The sequence below is a fragment of the Streptococcus mitis genome (genome assembly GCF_000960005.1).
Taxonomy (GTDB): domain Bacteria; phylum Bacillota; class Bacilli; order Lactobacillales; family Streptococcaceae; genus Streptococcus; species Streptococcus mitis_CK.
The window spans coordinates 1,191,474-1,208,662 of the sequence record NZ_JYGP01000002.1; the positions used below are offsets into that span (position 1 = coordinate 1,191,474).

Sequence of the window (17,189 nt, forward strand, 5' to 3'; positions counted from 1 at the left end):
AGAAGTTAGCGAACAACTAACTTCTTTTTATCTTATTTCACATGTTTTGCAAGTTCTTCTTGCGCTTTTTTATTGGATTCTGCTTTTTCTTTCATCCATTTTTCTTGAGCTTTTTGGTATTCATCTGCAGTGACTGCCTTGTCTTGAAGTTCCAAGTATTTATACAAGAGTGGCTCACTTGTACCTTTGTTTCCTGACAATGCAAACGGTATTGTAAATGGTACCATCTTAGACAAGATTGGACGCCCTGTACGAGATGTAGTTGGAATAATCAAAGCACTATCTGTCAACCAAGCTTGAGCTGCAGCGTATTTATCATATCGTTTAGCAACATCTGTAGCCTCATCACCAGCTTCAGTAACCAATTTCTCGTAGTCATATAGACCTACTTTTTTAGCAGCTACATTATCTTTCCCTGAGTCAAATCCTAAATATGTTTTAGTACTTTCTCCTACAGATGGTTTGATGATATCAAGGTAAGTTGATGGATCGGCAAAGTCTGGACCCCAACCGACATTATCTGATAAATCCCAGTCTTCTCCAGCAGCATTTTCAGCAAAATATGTAATATTGTTTACTTCATCTTTTTGTAGTTGTTGAATATCAATAATGACATTATCAGTTCCTAAAGTCGCTTCCAAGGATTGTTTCATAGATTGCACGCGCTGAACTTTTGTAGTTGCTGTTTGGTCAACAGGCATATCTAGGTGAATTGGGAATTGGACTCCTTCTGCTTGTAAGGCTGATTTAGCTTTAGCAAATTCAGCCTTGGCTTTTTCTGGATTATAGAGACCATCTTGTGCATCGGCAAGATTGACATCCTTCCATTCATCCCCATAAGTCACCAATTTTTCTTTGACCATATCGCCAAAGTTTTTCCCATCTGCTTGAACAAATGTTGGTGGAACAAAGAGATTGCGCAAGATTTTGCTTGCTCCAGTTTCTCCATTCAGCTGAGAGGCATAAGCTGTACGGTCAAAACCAAAGGCAATAGCTTGGCGGAAATCCTTGTTTAAGAGAGCTTTTTTAGTAGATGTCTTTTGTTCGTCGCTGGTCTTAGATGTGTATTTATAAGATTGGCGGTCAATATTTGTACCAACTAGATACGTAACAGAGTCTTGTTGAGTATAGACAATATTGTCTTTCAGCTCTTTTTCAAGTTCTGCAAAACTTGCACTTGTTGGATAGAGACGAGCTGCTGTAAGGCTACCATCTTTAAAGTTTTCTGCAGGTTTACTAGTATCTTGACCATCCCAGAATGACAATTTGATCTTGTCAATATGCACATTATCCTTATCCCAGTAGTTCGGATTTTTCGCAAATTCAACAGAAGATTTGGTCACAATAGATTTCAACAAATAAGGACCATTGTACAAGATACTACTTGGATCCGTAGCTTTGGCAAAATCATCCCCTTTTGAGTTCAAAAACTCTTCATTAACTGGCGCAAGCACACCCATGGTTGTTTTTGAGTTCCAAAAACTTTCAGGTTTGTTCAACGTGTATTGGACTGTTTGATCATCAAGGGCTTTAATCCCGACTTGAGAAAAATCTTTAATTTCCCCTTTAGCATAAGCATCCAGACCTTTGATTGAATCTTGTACCAAGTAAAGGGCTTCTGCTTTCTTATCTGTTGCATATTTAAGACCTGTCACAAAGTCTTGAGCCTTAACAGGAGCATACTCTTCTCCCTCAGATGTATACCACTTGGCATCCTGACGAATCTTATAAGTATAAGTCAAGCCATCCTTAGAAACTGACCAGTCCTCTGCCATTGAGGGAATAAGGTTCCCGTATTTATCATTTTCAAGCAATCCATCAATCACATTACTAGTAATGTCGGCAGTTGCTGCCTTACCAGTTGTCAAATAGTTGAGATTATCTGGATGTGTCTCGTATGTAAATGCAAAGGTCTGCTCACCTTTAGTAGCAGAACCACCCGAGCAAGCCGCTAAGACACCTGCTGCTAATAAAGTTACTCCCGCAAAAGCCAATACTTTCCTTGTTTTCATAGTCTTCTCCTTTGTTTTTTTATTCATTATAGCCCCTTTTTTGAGTCCTGTCAATACAATTTTCTGAATTTTTGAAAATTATTTTTTAAACAATAGGTTTGCAAAAATATGAATAATATCAAAAATACCTCAACTACATTAGGTAGTCAAGGAATTATCAATCACATTTCTAAATAGCAACTGGTAATAGTTCTAGGTGTTTAATCTAACTCATTTCTTACACACTGTAAAGCTGCTCCAATTACTTGGTGCATATCGTAATAACGATAGTGTCCTAAACGACCACCAAAGATAACATTCCCTTGCTCATCAGCCAATTTTTTATATGATTTATACAAATGATTATTACGATCATTATTAACTGGATAATAAGGCTCATCACCTTTTTCCCATGTTTTAGAATGTTCCTTAGTAACGATAGTCTTTTCTTGATTCCCAAACTCAAAATGTTTGTGTTCAATAATACGTGTATATGGAGTTTCTGCATCTGTATAGTTCACAACTGCATTTCCTTGGTAATTTTCCATATCCAAGGTCTCATTTTCAAAACGAAGACTACGATACTCTAGTTCACCCAACTTATAGTCAAAGAATTCATCAATCATACCAGTAAAGACGATCTTAGGGAAGTCCTTCATATATTGTTCTTTATTGGCAAAGAAATCAACATTTGTTTCTACATCAATGTTTTCATGATCCAACATTTTTTCAACTATTTGAGTGTAACCACCAATTGGAATCCCTTGATAGGTATCATTAAAATAGTTGTTATCATAGGTCAGGCGTACTGGCAAACGGCGAATGATAAAGGCTGGAAGTTCCGTAGTTGGCTTGCCCCACTGTTTCTCTGTATAATCTTTGATTAATTTTTCGTAGATGTCTGTACCTACAAGAGAAATAGCCTGTTCTTCCAAATTTTCAGGAGTTTTGCCATTTAAAACAGCACGTTGCTCATCAATCTTAGCCTGTGCTTCTGCTGGCGTTACAACTCCCCAAAGTTTATTGAAGGTATTCATATTAAAAGGGAGGTTATAAATCTCACCCTTATAGTTTGCAACTGGAGAGTTTGTGTAACGGTTAAACTCTGCAAACTGATTTACATAATCCCAAATCTCCTTATCAGAAGTATGGAAGATATGAGCACCATACTGGTGAACTTGAATTCCTTCCTCTTCACGGGTATAGATATTACCCGCGATATGATTCCGTTTTTCAATGACTTTTACTTTTTTTCCTTTTAGGGCTGCTTCATGGGCAAATACTGCACCAAAAAGACCAGCACCAACGACAAGATAATCGTACATAACCTCCTCCTTTTATTTTTTAACAAACTGTTATAGCAATTGTACAAGATGGATAACTTTAATCGATGTTACAATTGCATGTTTTACATCTCAAGTCCATACTTCTTGTCCATAGACTTCTGTCAAAAGGACCTTGCTTTCTTGCTTAGATTTTAAACCATCATCCACACCAAATACGATATGCGAATGAATATCAATCATTTTGTCTTATTTTCCTTCCATCACATCATTGATTGCAGCCTTGACTGACTCTAAACTGCTATCACTTATCTCCATCATGTAAAGGTTGCTATCAGGCATGGCATAGGATGGCAAATCCATACGCCCTGTTCCTTTAAGATCTTGCGAATTAATCTTATAAGTTCCACCACTCTCAAGTTGGGCATTGGCCAGGTTCATCATGGTTTCAAGTGGCATATTGGTTTGCACGGAATCTTGTAGCCCCTTTATAATACTGTCATAATTTTTCAAAGCTTCTGTCGAAGTTAACTTTTGCAGAATTGCAACAATGACTTTTTGCTGGTTACGACCACGATCTCGGTCTCCATCTGCCAATGAATAACGCTCACGTACAAAGCTAAGAGCTTGCTCCGAGTCAAGATGAACATTCCCTACAGGATAGAACTTCCCATTTGTATGAGCAGTAAATTCTTGATCATTATGAACATCAACTCCACCGAGAAGATCTATTAATTTCAAGAAAGAAGTGAAATTCAAACGAGCGTAATAGTTCAAGTCAATACCGTAGAGATTTTCCAGGGTATGAATGGAAGCATCTACTCCATAAATCCCCGCATGGGTCAACTTATCTTTTTGGTTGTTACCACCATCTGCAATTGGAACATAGGAATCACGAGGGGTCGTTGTCAAAAGAATCTTTTTCGTTTCGCGATTCACTGTCATAATGATATTGACATCCGAACGAGAAACCGAACTGATTGGACCGTAAGTATCAATTCCACTGATATAAACATTGAAACTGTCACCCTTGACATCTTTTGGAGTTTCAACCGTCTTGGTTAATTCTTTGGTATAGATTTTCTTAATTTTTGAAGCATAGTCAGGATATTCTGATTCGATAATGTTTTCAAAGACACTGTTTAGAATGATTGCCTTTGTATCACCAGCTAGCAAACTCTTATAGGCCGCAAGATAGGAACTACTTTCTTCGACTGTCAATTCCTTATTTTGAGTCGCTTTCAGATCATTCATCAACTGTTGGATATTATCCTTATCCGTCCCAGTCGGTCCCATCACACTGGTTACCTGACTGATATTATCAATTGAACTATCTGCTAATACCGCAATACTCATCGAATAATGTGAGTAGTTCGATGTCGCATTTAAGCGACTGGTAAAGCCAATAAACTGACTTACAGCAAAGAGAGAAGTTCCATTAATCAAAATACCAAGTAATAATAAAATCAGCGTTAGATTTTTAGCTTTCTTAGACCGAATTAAAAAGAAGCAAAAGATGGCTAAGGCTACAATTAAGACAGCAACCACTATATTGAGATATCGGAAGGCTAGCATATTATACTTGAAAATCAAAAACAATAAAAAGACTGCTAGTAATGCATAGATAGCTAGCAACCCCCAACTAATCAATATTTTTGTTTTACCCTTACGAGCTCGCTTCGAAGATCTACTCACGATATACCTCTATTATCAATTTTTATTTCATTTTATTATATCATAAAAAAATACACTTGCGGGGTAAATCCGCTTAGGTAAGGCATTTTCATCTTCTTTCCGAAACATTCTTTTTGACTTGCAACCAATTACATCAATAAATTTACTATATAAACATCAAAACAAGGTCCCTTACGGAACCTCGCTCATCTATTTGACATGATTTTCTGCTTCTTTTTGAGCTTTTTCGATTGCTTTTTTACTTTCTTGCTCCCATTTAGTCTTAGCTTCTTCAAACTGTTTGATTGTCACAGTATCTTTTTGCAGTTTCATATACTTGTAGTTATTGCCATCACCCTTGATACCGACCATTGAGTACCCTCTTGTAAATGGCGTTACTTTGGTTACAGATGCTGTTCCACCACTTGACATGGCTGACATAATCAGAGAATTGTCAATCATCCAAGCCTGTGCTTCAGCGTATTTTTCATAGCGTTTGGCGACATCTTTATTTTCACTATCTGCATCTTTGAGCATCTTGGTGTAGGTATCAAGACCCAGGCTAGCAATTTTAGCTTTATCTTCCTGAGCATCTAAACCAAAAATCTTTAGATAGAAGCCATCCTCGGCATTGAAAGGATTGAGATAAGTTGACGGATCTTGGTAATCACCTACCCAACCATCAAAGTTCAAATCGTAGTCTCGATCAGCTGGAGTCGGCGCCAAAAAGGCTACGTTATTAAAATCATCCGTTGAAAGTTGCTGAACATCAATGACAATGTTATCAGCACCTAAAACTGACTCTAGAGTCTGCTTAACAGAGTTCATGCCTGTCACAGCATTTTTACTTGTTTGATCAACAGCCACATCCAAGTGAATAGGGAAAGTCACACCTTGACTGGCCAATTCTTTTTTAGCTTCTGCAAATTTTGCTTGGGCTTTTTCTTTGTTAAAGTAGGCATCCTGAGCATCTGCCAAGTTAATACCTGACCATTCTGTTCCGTAGTTGACCAATTTAGAAGCGACTACTTCTCCAAAGGTCTTGTCTCCCACTTGGACAAATGTAGGAGGTACTAGGGTGTTACGAAGGGTCTTGCTAGCTGCTTCTTCCCCATTTGACTGAGCAGAGTAGGCTGTGCGATCCAAGGCAAAGTTCACCGCTTGACGGAAGTTCTTGTTCAAAACAGCTGTCTCAGTTGATTTCTTCTGCTCATCTGTCGTTTTAGATGTATGGTTGTAAGCCTTACGGTTGACGTTGAAATTGAAGTACCAAGAAGTCTTGTCCTGCAAGCTATAAACGATATTATCCTTATATTTTTCTTTGGTCTTGGCGAAGTTAGAACTATTTGGATAAACCCCAGCGATTGAATAGGCTCCACTTTCAAAGTTACGGATGGTCAATTCTTGGTCTGAGCCATCAAAGTAAGCCAATTTCACGTGTTCAATCGATACTTTGTCATAATCGTAGTAATGCGGATTTTTCACATACTCGATCGATGATTTTGATGTGAAATCTTTTAACAAATAAGGTCCACTGTAAAGAATGCTATCTGGAGATAGAGTCCCAAAATCTTTCCCTTTTGAGTTTAAAAACTCTTCATTTACTGGGAAAAGAATACTGTTGGTCGTTTTTGAGTTCCAGTAAGGTTCTGGGCGTGCCAAAGTATACTCAACAGTCTGGTCGTCAATCGCCTTCACCCCAACCTTAGAAAAGTTAGAATCCGCTCCTGTAATATAATCATTCAAGCCCTTGATTGAATTTTGAATCAAGTCAATGGCCTGTGATTTATTGTCCACTGCGTACTTAATACCTGTCACAAAATCTTGTGCCTTGACTGGAGCGTACTCTTCACCGTCAGCCGTGAACCATTTGGCATCTTTTCTCAATTTATAGGTATAAGTCAGACCGTCGCTTGACACAGACCAGTCTTCTGCCAAAGATGGAACTAGGTTTCCGTGGTTGTCATTTTCAAGCAAACCATCAACTAGGTTAGTAATAATAGCTGTATTATCAGCGTAGTAGTCTAATAAATAGTTAAATGTAGTTGGATTTCCACTAAAGGTTGATGAGTAAGTTTTTGTATCTGAACCAGATTGTCCGCAAGCACTTAAAAGCAAGGCAGCTGCAACAGTCAGGCCTGCACTAAGGATACGCTTTTTTGTAGTCATCTTCTTTCTCCTTTATGTTAGTTTTTATAACATAGGTTTATTTTACCAAAATAGTGGAAATTTGTAAAGTTAATTGAATTTCTAGAATGAAAGTTTATAAACTTTTGTTATAAAAAACAAAGGATTTCTGCCTTTCATACAGTCCTCCCTTGTTTTTATACGATTTCGATTTTAGATTTTTCTGTAAAAAATGTTTATAGTAACTCCACACAGAAAGCATCCCATGGAGCTAAGATTTGTTTTTCAAAGGCTTCCTGAGCCGTGGTGTTTTCAATCAAGACCGATTTGACTTTTCCTTCTACGGTCAAGTCTTGTTCTTCATTGGACAAGTTAGCCACAACTAGGAAACGATGGTCCCCATCTTTACGGATATAGGCAAAGACCTTGTCAGTTGTTTCCAAGAGTTCAAAGTTAGCTCGAATCAGCCAGCTATTCTCCTTACGTATTTGGACCAGTTTCTGATAGGTATAGAAAATAGAATCTGGATTTGCCAGCGCTTCTTGAACGTTGATTGCTTGATAGTTTGGATTCACTGCCAACCAAGGTTGACCTGTTGAGAAACCAGCATTTTTGCTCTCGTCCCATTGCATAGGGGTACGGGCATTGTCACGACCAATGACACGGATACTGTCCATGATTTCTTCCATCGGAACACCTTTTTCAAGAGCTTCACGCGCATAGTTGAGGGATTCAATATCTTCTACTTGATCCAGCGTTTCAAACGGATAATTTGTCATCCCAATTTCCTCACCTTGGTAGATATAAGGAGTCCCTCTCATGAGATGAAGCAAGATAGCAAAGGCTTTGGCAGATTTTTCGCGGTATTCATGGTCATTTCCCCAGATTGATACGATACGAGGAAGGTCATGATTGTTCCAGAAGAGCGAATTCCAGCCATCCTCAACTCCTAACTCTGTCTGCCATTTGTTGAAAATCTCTTTTAACTTAGCAATATTCAGTTCTTTTTGATAGTGCCATTTAGGCTGACCTTCCTGATACTGAAGACCGATATGTTCAAAATGGAAGACCATAGACAATTCTTGCCCCTTTGGATCTGAGTAGAACTTGGCAATCTCGGGCGTTGCTCCCCAAGTCTCCCCTACTGTCAAGAGATCCTTATCTCCAAAGGTCGCCTGATTCATTTCCTTGAGATAGGGGTGAAGCATAGGACCATTATTGACTACCTTCTCGTCAGGAATTTTCCCAATCATGTCAATGACATCCATGCGGAAACCACCAATGCCTTTATCAATCCAGAAGTTCATCATCTCATAAATTTTCTGGCGAAGTTTTTCATTTTCCCAGTTGAGATCCGGCTGTTTCTTACTGAAAAAGTGAAGATAGTATTGACCTGACTTTTCATCGTATTCCCAAGCAGATCCGCTAAAGATAGAATCTAGGTCGTTAGGCTCATTCCGCCAGATATAGTAGTCTCGCTCAGGGCTGTCAGGATTTTCACAGGCCTCTACAAACCAGGCATGTTCATCCGAGGTATGATTGACCACCAAGTCCATGATAATACGGATATCACGCTTCTTAGCTTCCGCGATCAGTTGGTCCATATCCTCCATGGTCCCAAAAATAGCCGCAATCGCTTGATAATCAGCAATATCGTAGCCATTATCATCCATCGGGCTGTCATAAACAGGAGAAAGCCAAATCGCTGTAATTCCTAACTTGGCTAGATAGTCTAACTTACTGGTAATTCCTGGCAAATCGCCAATTCCATCTCCGTTGCTATCCATAAAGCTCTTAGGATAAACTTGATAGACTACGGCATTGTGCCACCATTTTTCTTGCATCTTCTTACCTCATTATTTTAATAATCTGTAGTCTATGATAGCGCTTTTTAAAATTTTATGCAAGCGTTTGCCTAATCTTTTTGATTCCTTTTTTAACTCCATAGTTTCCTAACTGCCAATTTTTTATTATAATAGAGGTCAGAGGTAAAAAAATGAAAAAACAAGCTTTTAGTTCTGAACAATATTTGAATCTTCAACGCGACCATATCTTGGAGCGCATTAATCAATTTGACGGCAAGCTCTACTTAGAGTTTGGCGGTAAAATGTTAGAAGATTTCCACGCTGCTCGTGTCCTTCCTGGTTATGAGCCTGACAACAAAATCAAGCTCTTGCAAGAATTGAAAGAGCAGGTTGAGGTTGTGATTGCTATTAATGCTAGCAACATCGAACATTCCAAGGCACGTGGTGACTTGGGCATTTCTTATGACCAAGAAGTTCTTCGTTTGATTGACAAATTCAATGAATTGGGAATTTTTGTTGGCTCCGTTGTCATCACACAGTACGCTGGTCAACCAGCTGCAGATGCCTTCCGCAACCAACTTGATAAAAACGGAATTGATTCTTATCTTCATTATCCAATCAAAGGATATCCGACGGATATGGATCACATCATTTCACCCGAAGGAATGGGGAAAAATGACTACATCAAAACCAGTCGTAACTTGATTGTCGTAACCGCTCCTGGACCTGGTTCTGGAAAATTGGCAACGTGTATGTCCAATATGTACCACGACCAAATCAATGGCATCAAGTCTGGCTACGCTAAATTTGAAACCTTCCCAGTTTGGAATCTTCCCCTTCATCATCCAGTCAACTTGGCTTATGAAGCTGCTACAGCTGACCTTGATGATGTCAACATGATTGATCCTTTCCATCTTCAAACCTATGGAGAAACCACTGTCAACTACAACCGTGATATCGAAATCTTCCCAGTGCTCAAACGTATGTTGGAACGTATCCTTGGTGAATCTCCATACGCTTCACCAACAGACATGGGTGTCAACATGGTTGGTTTCGCTATTACAGATGATGAGGCTGCTATCGAAGCTTCTAAACAAGAAATCATCCGCCGTTACTATCAAACTGTTCTTGATTTTAAAGCCGAAAAAGTTGGCGAAGCTGCTGTCAAGAAAATCGAGTTGCTTATGAACGACCTCGGTATCACACCTGCAGACCGTAAGGTTGCTGTTGCTGCACGCCAAAAAGCAGAAGAAACTGGCGGACCAGCTCTAGCCCTTGAATTGCCAAATGGGGAAATTGTCACTGGTAAGAACTCAGAACTCTTTGGTCCTACAGCCGCTGCTCTTATCAACGCCATCAAGAAATCAGCTAACATTGCCAAGGAAGTAAAACTAATCGAGCCTGAAGTTGTTAAGCCAATCCAAGGTCTTAAAATCGATCATCTCGGTAGCCGTAATCCACGCCTACATTCAAATGAAATTTTGATTGCACTTGCTATCACAGCTACAGAAAATCCTGATGCTGCTCGTGCTATGGAAGAACTTGGCAACCTCAAAGGAAGCGAAGCCCACTCAACCATCATCTTAACCGATGAAGACAAGAATGTCCTTCGTAAACTGGGTATCAACGTAACCTTTGACCCTTACTACCAATACGACCGCTTGTATCGCAAGTAAAGATTTCAACCTCTCCACTCTCGGAGAGGTTTTCTCTCTGCCTCAGGAGCCGGCTTTATGTTATAATGAAAGAAGAAAATTGAAAGGATTTACCATGTCAAAAGAAGTTATTGTTGAAAGTTTTGAACTTGACCACACCATTGTTAAGGCACCCTATGTTCGCTTGATTGGAGAAGAATCAGGGCCAAAGGGAGATGTCATCTCCAACTTTGATATTCGCTTGGTCCAACCAAATGAAGACTCTATCCCTACCGCTGGCCTTCACACTATCGAGCACCTCTTGGCCAAGCTCATCCGTACCCGTATTGACGGCATGATTGACTGTTCACCATTTGGCTGCCGTACAGGCTTCCACATGATTATGTGGGGACGCCATACTAGCGCTGAGATTGCAGCAGTTATCAAGGATTCGCTGAAGGAAATCGCTGAAACCACTACTTGGGAAGATGTTCCTGGAACAACCATCGAATCTTGCGGAAACTACAAGGATCACAGCCTCTTTTCTGCTAAAGAATGGGCTAAACTCATTCTAGAACAAGGAATTTCAGATGATGCCTTTGAGCGTCATGTCATCTAAACACAAAAAGGAACCAGCTTTTTAGCTAGTTCCTTCTTTTTTTATTCTCAAAATCTTGAGTTAGGCTTTTTCACGAATGACCAAGACACCATCTTCCATATCTGCTTCCAGATGTTTAGCATCTAGATGATCCAAGTGGAAGTCCGTCACCTTATCACGAATTTGTTGTTCCACCACGCGACGGAGTGGACGAACACCCATGACTTCGTCATAGCCTTCTTCTGTGATAAAGTCCTTAGCCGCTTGGCTGACTTCCAAATCAATGTCTTTCTTAGCCAAGGTTTGGTTAACTTCAGCCAACATCAAGTCCACAATCTTAGAAAGGTCTTCCTTATTCAAGTGTGAGAACTCGATAACTGCGTTAAAGCGGTTAAGGAACTCTGGGCGGAAGAATGGTTTCAAACGATCCATCAATTCTGGTTTATCTGCATCTTCGGTCAAGTTGGCTTCATAGCCAAATCCAGCATTTGATGTCGCGATAATGACAGTGTTCTTAAAGTTCACGGTATTTCCTTGACCATCAGTCAAACGACCATCATCCAATACTTGGAGGAGAAGGGTGATTACTTGAGGATCAGCCTTTTCGATTTCGTCCAAGAGAATGATAGAGTAAGGATTGCGACGAACACGTTCTGTCAAGGTATTGCTATTGTCATCATACCCCACATAACCGGCTGTTGTACCGATTAACTTAGATACAGCTGTGCGGTCACTGTATTCAGACATATCCAAGCGGATGATCGCATCCTTGGTTCCAAACATATCCAGTGCCAATTGCTTAGCGAGCTCGGTCTTACCAACCCCAGTTGGACCTACAAAGAGGAAGCTACCGATTGGGCGATTGCCTTCATCAAAACCAGCACGGTTACGACGGATAGCACGAGCTACTGCTTCTACTGCCTTATCTTGGCCGATAACCTTGTGTTCCAAACGATGAGCCATATCTTTTAGGCGTTCGATATCAGATGCCCCCATTTGAGACACTGGGATACCAGTCATACGTTCTACAGACTCAGCCACATCGTTGATGCTTGCAGTCACTTTCATGTCTTCTGTGTGGTTTTCGACTTTTTTCTCCAATTCTGCAATGCGTGTTTTAGCATTAAGAGCTGCTTCAAAATCTTCTGCCTCAACAGCTTTTTCTTGCTTGTCTTTTTCTGCCTCGATTTCCCGTTCAACAGCATGAACATCTGTTACTGGATGTTGGGCTGCCAAGTGAGCTGCCGTTACATCGACAAGGTCGATAGCCTTATCTGGCAAACTACGTTGAGGAATGTATTGGATCGAATAATCCACTGCTGCTTTCAAGACTTCATCAGGCAAGATAACATTGTGGTGTTGTTGATAGAGGTCACGAATTCCTTGAAGGATTTTAAAGGTATCCTCTGCCGAAGGAGCATTGACCTTGACTTCGTTGAAACGACGAGCAAGAGCTGCATTCTTCAAAATAGTGTTACGATATTCGTCTTGAGTTGTCGCTCCAATAACGGTCAATTCACCACGGGAGAGGGCTGGCTTGAGAATATCCGCGAGCCCCTTAGAACCACTGTCTCCACCAGTGCTACCAGCACCAAGGATTTGGTGAATTTCATCAAAGAAGAGGATAATATTCCCTGCTTCTTTGACCTCATTGACTAAGTTTTGAACGTTTTCTTCAAAACTACCACGGTATTGAGTCCCAGCCTCAAGGCCTGAGATATCAATGGAAATAATTTCCTTATTCTTAATAGCAGCTGGAACATCACCATTCACAATAGCTTGTGCTAAACCTTCGACAACTGCTGTCTTACCAACACCTGCGTCTCCAACCAAAACAGGATTGTTTTTGGTACGACGTGAGAGGATTTCAGATGTTTCTTGAATTTCCTTGTTTCGTCCGATAACAGGATCCAGCTTGCCCTCACGAGCTTCTGCAGTCAAGTTTCGACCTAGTTTTGCAAGGACACCGTCTTGTTTCATACCTGATACCTGTTGTGGCATTTTTCCATCAACTTCTGCATTTCCTGGTAATTGACCAGTCGCACGATAGTGAGCAAACTCCTCAGGTGTGACTTCACGTCCATTAATCAAGTAACGGCGATTTTCAGAACTATATCCTCTCATACCACCCATCAATTGGTTAAATAAATCATCCATGTTGTTAAAATTATTAAAGTTGTTGTTCATATTCTTTACCTCTTTTTGTTATTTATTATTACTGATATTGACTATCTTTGACCTTTGCTTTAAAAAATTTAGACTAGCTAAATCGCTAATCTACGTACTATTTCTGGTTTTTCTTTTTCAAGCAGGAGTAGACTATCTTTACTTCTGAAGATTTGTAGATTAAACATAGACCCCACCTCTTTCTATTTTACTTTAAATAAGTGTTCTAGTAAGGCTTTCATTTACCTTACGTTCATAATATACTACATTAGTCAGAAAAGGTCAAGTATTTTGACTTTAATTGACCAATATTTTTTAAAAAGCAAAAACACCCTGAAACATCAGGGTGCCATTCTTACATCAAATATAAAATTGCTAACGTTAAGAGACTTGCTAGAAGCCCCACTCCCCAAAATAAGAAGTCAACCTTCCACTCGCTCCAAGGATTTCCTTTACCAGACAATCCTCCAAGTTCAAAATGGTGATGCACAGGCGTCATACGGAAAATACGTTTGCCACCAGTCATTTTGAAATAGCCGACTTGCATCATGACCGAAGTTGTTTCAAAGACATAAACAATTCCGATAATCAAGAGAGTCCATTCTTGGTGAAGGGCCATAGAGATAGCTGCCAGCATTCCACCGAGTGCCAAACTTCCCACATCTCCCATAAAGACCTTAGCAGGCTTATGGTTAAAGACAAAGAAACCAAGCAAACCACCAATCATGGCAAGAATCACTAGAAGGATATCCATCTGACCTTGAACATAGGCAATAACTCCATAGGCAGACAAACTAATTACAACGGAAATACTAGCTAAACCGTCAATACCGTCTGTCAAGTTTACTGCGTTTGAAAAACCGACTAGCCAGAAAAGAGCGAAGACAATATAGAAAATCCCTAGATGTACTTGGTAACCAAAGACAGAAAGCATATCGCCCCCACGCTCATAGAAAAGATAGAAGATAACTCCACCTAGAAGCTGAAGAGCCAATTTCTGCTTAGGATTAAGTCCCTCATTGATCTTACGAAAGACCTTGAGAAAGTCGTCTAAAAATCCGATTAAACCATAAAGAACCAAGATAAATAAAATCATACCGACATTATTGCTGAGTTGGTTACTAAATAAGGCAATAAAGAAGGCAACTAAAACAGAAGCAATTAAGAAAACCAAACCTCCCATTGTAGGAGTCCCAGCTTTTGCCTGGTGCTGTTTGACATCCTCATGCATCTGCTGGCCTGTAATTTGCGCCTTTCTATAAAATTGGATAAAGGCCGGAATTCCTACTAAAGTTAGTAAAAATGTCACAATTCCAGCACTAATAGAAATAAACATATTAGTCTCCTAAAGTTAATTTAATTTTTTTAATGTTTTTGATAGCTGTATTAGTCCGAACATCTTGCTTCTGAACGACGGAACCTGAACCTTCAAATTCCAGTTCAATATCCAACCATTTAGCAAAGGTCTCGGCAGTCTCTTTTTTCCAGCCATACATGTCTGGAATTTCTTCTACCTTATCCGATAAAAGGAGAACTTGTTGGTTTGGTGCAAGATTAGTCCCTTCTTCTACAGAAGTCTCTTTAATCTTTGTTCCAGTACCTACAACGATTGGTTGCACAATATTTCGGCGTAAGGCTTCCGCCAACTCACCAGGTGAAATATCCTTGATGCTAGGCATTGCATAAGAAGATTCTGTCGTAACTTTATCTAAATTCTTGGCTGGAGATTGAAGATTGAGAGATTCTTTCATAGCTGAAGCCCGCTCCAAGATTGGGTTGGCAAATTCTCCCAACTGGATACCTGAATAATGTTCAGGTTGTTGAACCGTTACATACAAGATAAAATCAGGATTTTCAGCAGGGTTCATAGCCACAACCGAGAAAATGTAATTGGTCGAACCAACTAAGTAGCCTCCATTTTTCTCGTCAGCGATTTGGGCTGTACCAGACTTGAGGGCTACATTTTGACCTGGAACATTGACAGTTGCTTTTCCTGTACTATGATTATACATAGTTCCATATCTAGGATCCGTTCCTACCAAGACCATGTGAGTCCGAGTTTGGCCAGCCGCATCTTTCGAAACTGGATTCCCTACAATTTCTTTTTGAGATCTACGAACGGTTTGATCATTTGGATCATACAAGGCCGTAATAAATTTAGGCTCTAGCATGATGCCATCATTGGCAATGGCTGTAAAGGCACGAATCATTTGCGTCTGAGTTACTGAAATCCCTTGTCCAAATGAACTCTGAGCGATATTGACAATATTGTCAGCTGGAAGTTGGCCTGCATATTCATCTGTCAAACCAAAACGAGTTGGAACCCCAAATTTAAAGCGGTTTAGATAATCCAACCAAGTAGCATCACCCATTTTCTGCTCAAGAAGTGTCATCCCAATATTACTTGAGTGAGCAAACCCTTGAGAAAATGTCATCATACCACCACCGGTCAAACCTTCATTAACGTCCCAATCTCGAATCGTCGCATCCGCTATTTTTAATTCACTGCTATTGAAGTATTCTCCACCTGGGAAAGTATTATTATCAATAGATGCTGCTAGCGTCATGACCTTCATGGTTGATCCTGGTTCGTAGTTACTTTGATAAAGAATATCACGCCAAACAAAATCTTTGGTGATACCATCCTTAGTATCTGCATTAAAGGTAGGTCGTTGGGTGGCAGCGAGAATTTCGCCGGTCTTTGCACTGACCAAGGTTGCGGTCATATACTTACCTTTTACTTTTTCTAAAAAGGCATCCATCTGAGTTTCCATGAAAGATTGGAGCGGACTAGACAATGTTGTATAAACATCCTTGCCATCCACAGTCTGCTGCGATACCTGTTCTGTACCTGGTACGATATTTCCTACACGGTCTTTTTCATAGGTAATAATACCGTCTGTCCCAGCAAGAATGCTATTTAACGAACTCTCCAGACCAGAAGTTCCTAACAAACTCTTACTGCCATCCTCATTTTCATGGAGTTGGGCCAAGCCAATAAAACTAGAAGCAAATTGGCCATTTGGGTAGCTTCTGTTAGGGCTAGTTGTAAAGTCAATCCCTTCCACACTAGCATCTTTCAAGTCTTTTTTAATCGCCATCATATTGGCATAGGTAATCCCATTTCCTTTTGCTCCAAAAGAAACTTGGGTCAGATTTGGTTGAGCCAGTTGCTCTTTCACATAAGCTTCATCCATATCCAAATACTTATGGAAGACTTCAGCTACCTTATTAAACTGCGAATCCTCTACATAAAGAATTTTACCCGTTGCTGACTTGTATTTTTTATCAATAACAGCATAGACATTATAAGAGGTCGCATCTTCAGCGATAGGCACTCCATTTCGGTCATAGATAGTCCCGCGTTTGGCAGGTACTGTTCGAGTTGTTTGGTGAACCTTTTTAGCCTCTTTTACCAAGTCAGTACCAAATATATTACCTTTTGCGATAATATACGCAAAATTGGCCAAAAAGAGGGCGAAAAGGGCAACAGCTACAAAGCTGAGGTACTTGCCAACTATCCTACGGTTTTTTGCTGGAGATTTACGATTTTTTATCGCAAATCGGGTTATTTTTTCTGTCCATTTCATATCTTACTCCGCTGTTCGGATATTTTCATTATTCAATTTCAAATCTTTTTTATCTGCAATCTCTTTCAAGCGCTCTGAACGAATCAATTCGTTCACTTCCTGCTTGGCATCGTCCAGCTCTGTCTTCTTTTCCTCTATCTGCGCATTGATTTTTGTCAAATCACTTTGCACTTGCAAGAGCCGTGTCTGCATAAAGATAATGCTCACTGCTAAAACGAGAGCCGTAAAAGCGATGGAAAGATAAAAAGCCTTCTCCACACGTGAGAATTTTTTTATACGATTCTGCAAGAATTGACTGGTTGTTTCTTTCTTATCTACCAT

At 39.9% G+C, this 17,189-nt stretch carries 11 protein-coding genes and 1 pseudogene; 2 read left to right on the plus strand and 10 right to left on the minus strand.

What is annotated here, in order from left to right; all coding sequences use genetic code 11:
- Positions 1-32: 32 nt before the first annotated feature.
- The 6 genes and pseudogenes from TZ90_RS07105 to TZ90_RS07125 all read right to left on the minus strand — a co-directional run bounded on the left by TZ90_RS07105 (position 33) and on the right by TZ90_RS07125 (position 8,919).
- A complete protein-coding gene (locus TZ90_RS07105; protein ID WP_045612258.1) occupies positions 33-2,012 on the minus strand; it encodes a peptide ABC transporter substrate-binding protein in 1,980 nt (659 codons plus the stop codon).
- Positions 2,013-2,212: 200 nt separating this feature from the next.
- Positions 2,213-3,316, minus strand: a complete 1,104-nt coding sequence (gene glf, locus TZ90_RS07110; protein ID WP_045612259.1) for a UDP-galactopyranose mutase — start codon at positions 3,314-3,316, stop codon at positions 2,213-2,215.
- A 93-nt stretch (positions 3,317-3,409) separates the two neighbouring features.
- A pseudogene (locus TZ90_RS10030) lies at positions 3,410-3,517 on the minus strand (tyrosine protein phosphatase); the annotation flags it as partial.
- Between the two features lie 6 nt (positions 3,518-3,523).
- A complete protein-coding gene (cpsA, locus tag TZ90_RS07115) occupies positions 3,524-4,969 on the minus strand; it encodes an LCP family glycopolymer transferase CpsA (protein ID WP_045612261.1) in 1,446 nt (481 codons plus the stop codon).
- Positions 4,970-5,158: 189 nt separating this feature from the next.
- Positions 5,159-7,117 (minus strand): peptide ABC transporter substrate-binding protein, encoded by a 1,959-nt coding sequence (locus tag TZ90_RS07120; protein ID WP_045612262.1) that lies wholly within the window; start codon positions 7,115-7,117, stop codon positions 5,159-5,161.
- A 194-nt stretch (positions 7,118-7,311) separates the two neighbouring features.
- Positions 7,312-8,919, minus strand: a complete 1,608-nt coding sequence (locus TZ90_RS07125; RefSeq protein WP_045612263.1) for a glycoside hydrolase family 13 protein — start codon at positions 8,917-8,919, stop codon at positions 7,312-7,314.
- A gap of 152 nt (positions 8,920-9,071) precedes the next feature.
- Here TZ90_RS07125 and TZ90_RS07130 point away from each other — a divergent pair, with 152 nt between their 5' ends.
- Together TZ90_RS07130 and TZ90_RS07135 are read left to right on the plus strand one after the other, a co-directional pair.
- Positions 9,072-10,556, plus strand: coding sequence for a DUF1846 domain-containing protein (locus tag TZ90_RS07130; protein ID WP_000743580.1), 1,485 nt, complete (start codon positions 9,072-9,074; stop codon positions 10,554-10,556).
- 94 nt (positions 10,557-10,650) lie between these two features.
- Complete coding sequence (locus TZ90_RS07135; protein ID WP_045612264.1) at positions 10,651-11,133, plus strand: S-ribosylhomocysteine lyase; 483 nt, start codon at positions 10,651-10,653, stop codon at positions 11,131-11,133.
- Between the two features lie 60 nt (positions 11,134-11,193).
- Here TZ90_RS07135 and TZ90_RS07140 read toward each other — a convergent pair whose 3' ends face one another.
- The 4 genes from TZ90_RS07140 to ftsL all read right to left on the minus strand — a co-directional run bounded on the left by TZ90_RS07140 (position 11,194) and on the right by ftsL (position 17,189).
- Complete coding sequence (locus tag TZ90_RS07140) at positions 11,194-13,299, minus strand: ATP-dependent Clp protease ATP-binding subunit (protein ID WP_045612265.1); 2,106 nt, start codon at positions 13,297-13,299, stop codon at positions 11,194-11,196.
- A 334-nt stretch (positions 13,300-13,633) separates the two neighbouring features.
- Entirely contained in the window at positions 13,634-14,614 is a 981-nt protein-coding gene (gene mraY / locus TZ90_RS07145) for a phospho-N-acetylmuramoyl-pentapeptide-transferase (RefSeq protein WP_000470826.1), read from the minus strand.
- Position 14,615: 1 nt separating this feature from the next.
- On the minus strand, positions 14,616-16,868 hold the full coding sequence (gene pbp2x / locus TZ90_RS07150) for a penicillin-binding protein PBP2X (protein WP_000872179.1): 2,253 nt from the start codon (positions 16,866-16,868) through the stop codon (positions 14,616-14,618).
- Positions 16,869-16,871: 3 nt separating this feature from the next.
- Entirely contained in the window at positions 16,872-17,189 is a 318-nt protein-coding gene (ftsL, locus tag TZ90_RS07155; protein WP_000227824.1) for a cell division protein FtsL, read from the minus strand.

Bases quoted from the DNA above. Each gene is read 5' to 3' on its own strand.
- ftsL (WP_000227824.1), bottom strand. From the start codon at position 17,189: ATGGTAGATAAGAAAGAAACAACCAGTCAATTCTTGCAGAATCGTATA.
- TZ90_RS07120 (WP_045612262.1), bottom strand. From the start codon at position 7,117: ATGACTACAAAAAAGCGTATCCTTAGTGCAGGCCTGACTGTTGCAGCT.
- glf (WP_045612259.1), bottom strand. From the start codon at position 3,316: ATGTACGATTATCTTGTCGTTGGTGCTGGTCTTTTTGGTGCAGTATTT.
- pbp2x (WP_000872179.1), bottom strand. From the start codon at position 16,868: ATGAAATGGACAGAAAAAATAACCCGATTTGCGATAAAAAATCGTAAA.
- TZ90_RS07140 (WP_045612265.1), bottom strand. From the start codon at position 13,299: ATGAACAACAACTTTAATAATTTTAACAACATGGATGATTTATTTAAC.
- TZ90_RS07125 (WP_045612263.1), bottom strand. From the start codon at position 8,919: ATGCAAGAAAAATGGTGGCACAATGCCGTAGTCTATCAAGTTTATCCT.
- TZ90_RS07105 (WP_045612258.1), bottom strand. From the start codon at position 2,012: ATGAAAACAAGGAAAGTATTGGCTTTTGCGGGAGTAACTTTATTAGCA.
- TZ90_RS07135 (WP_045612264.1), top strand. From the start codon at position 10,651: ATGTCAAAAGAAGTTATTGTTGAAAGTTTTGAACTTGACCACACCATT.
- mraY (WP_000470826.1), bottom strand. From the start codon at position 14,614: ATGTTTATTTCTATTAGTGCTGGAATTGTGACATTTTTACTAACTTTA.
- TZ90_RS07130 (WP_000743580.1), top strand. From the start codon at position 9,072: ATGAAAAAACAAGCTTTTAGTTCTGAACAATATTTGAATCTTCAACGC.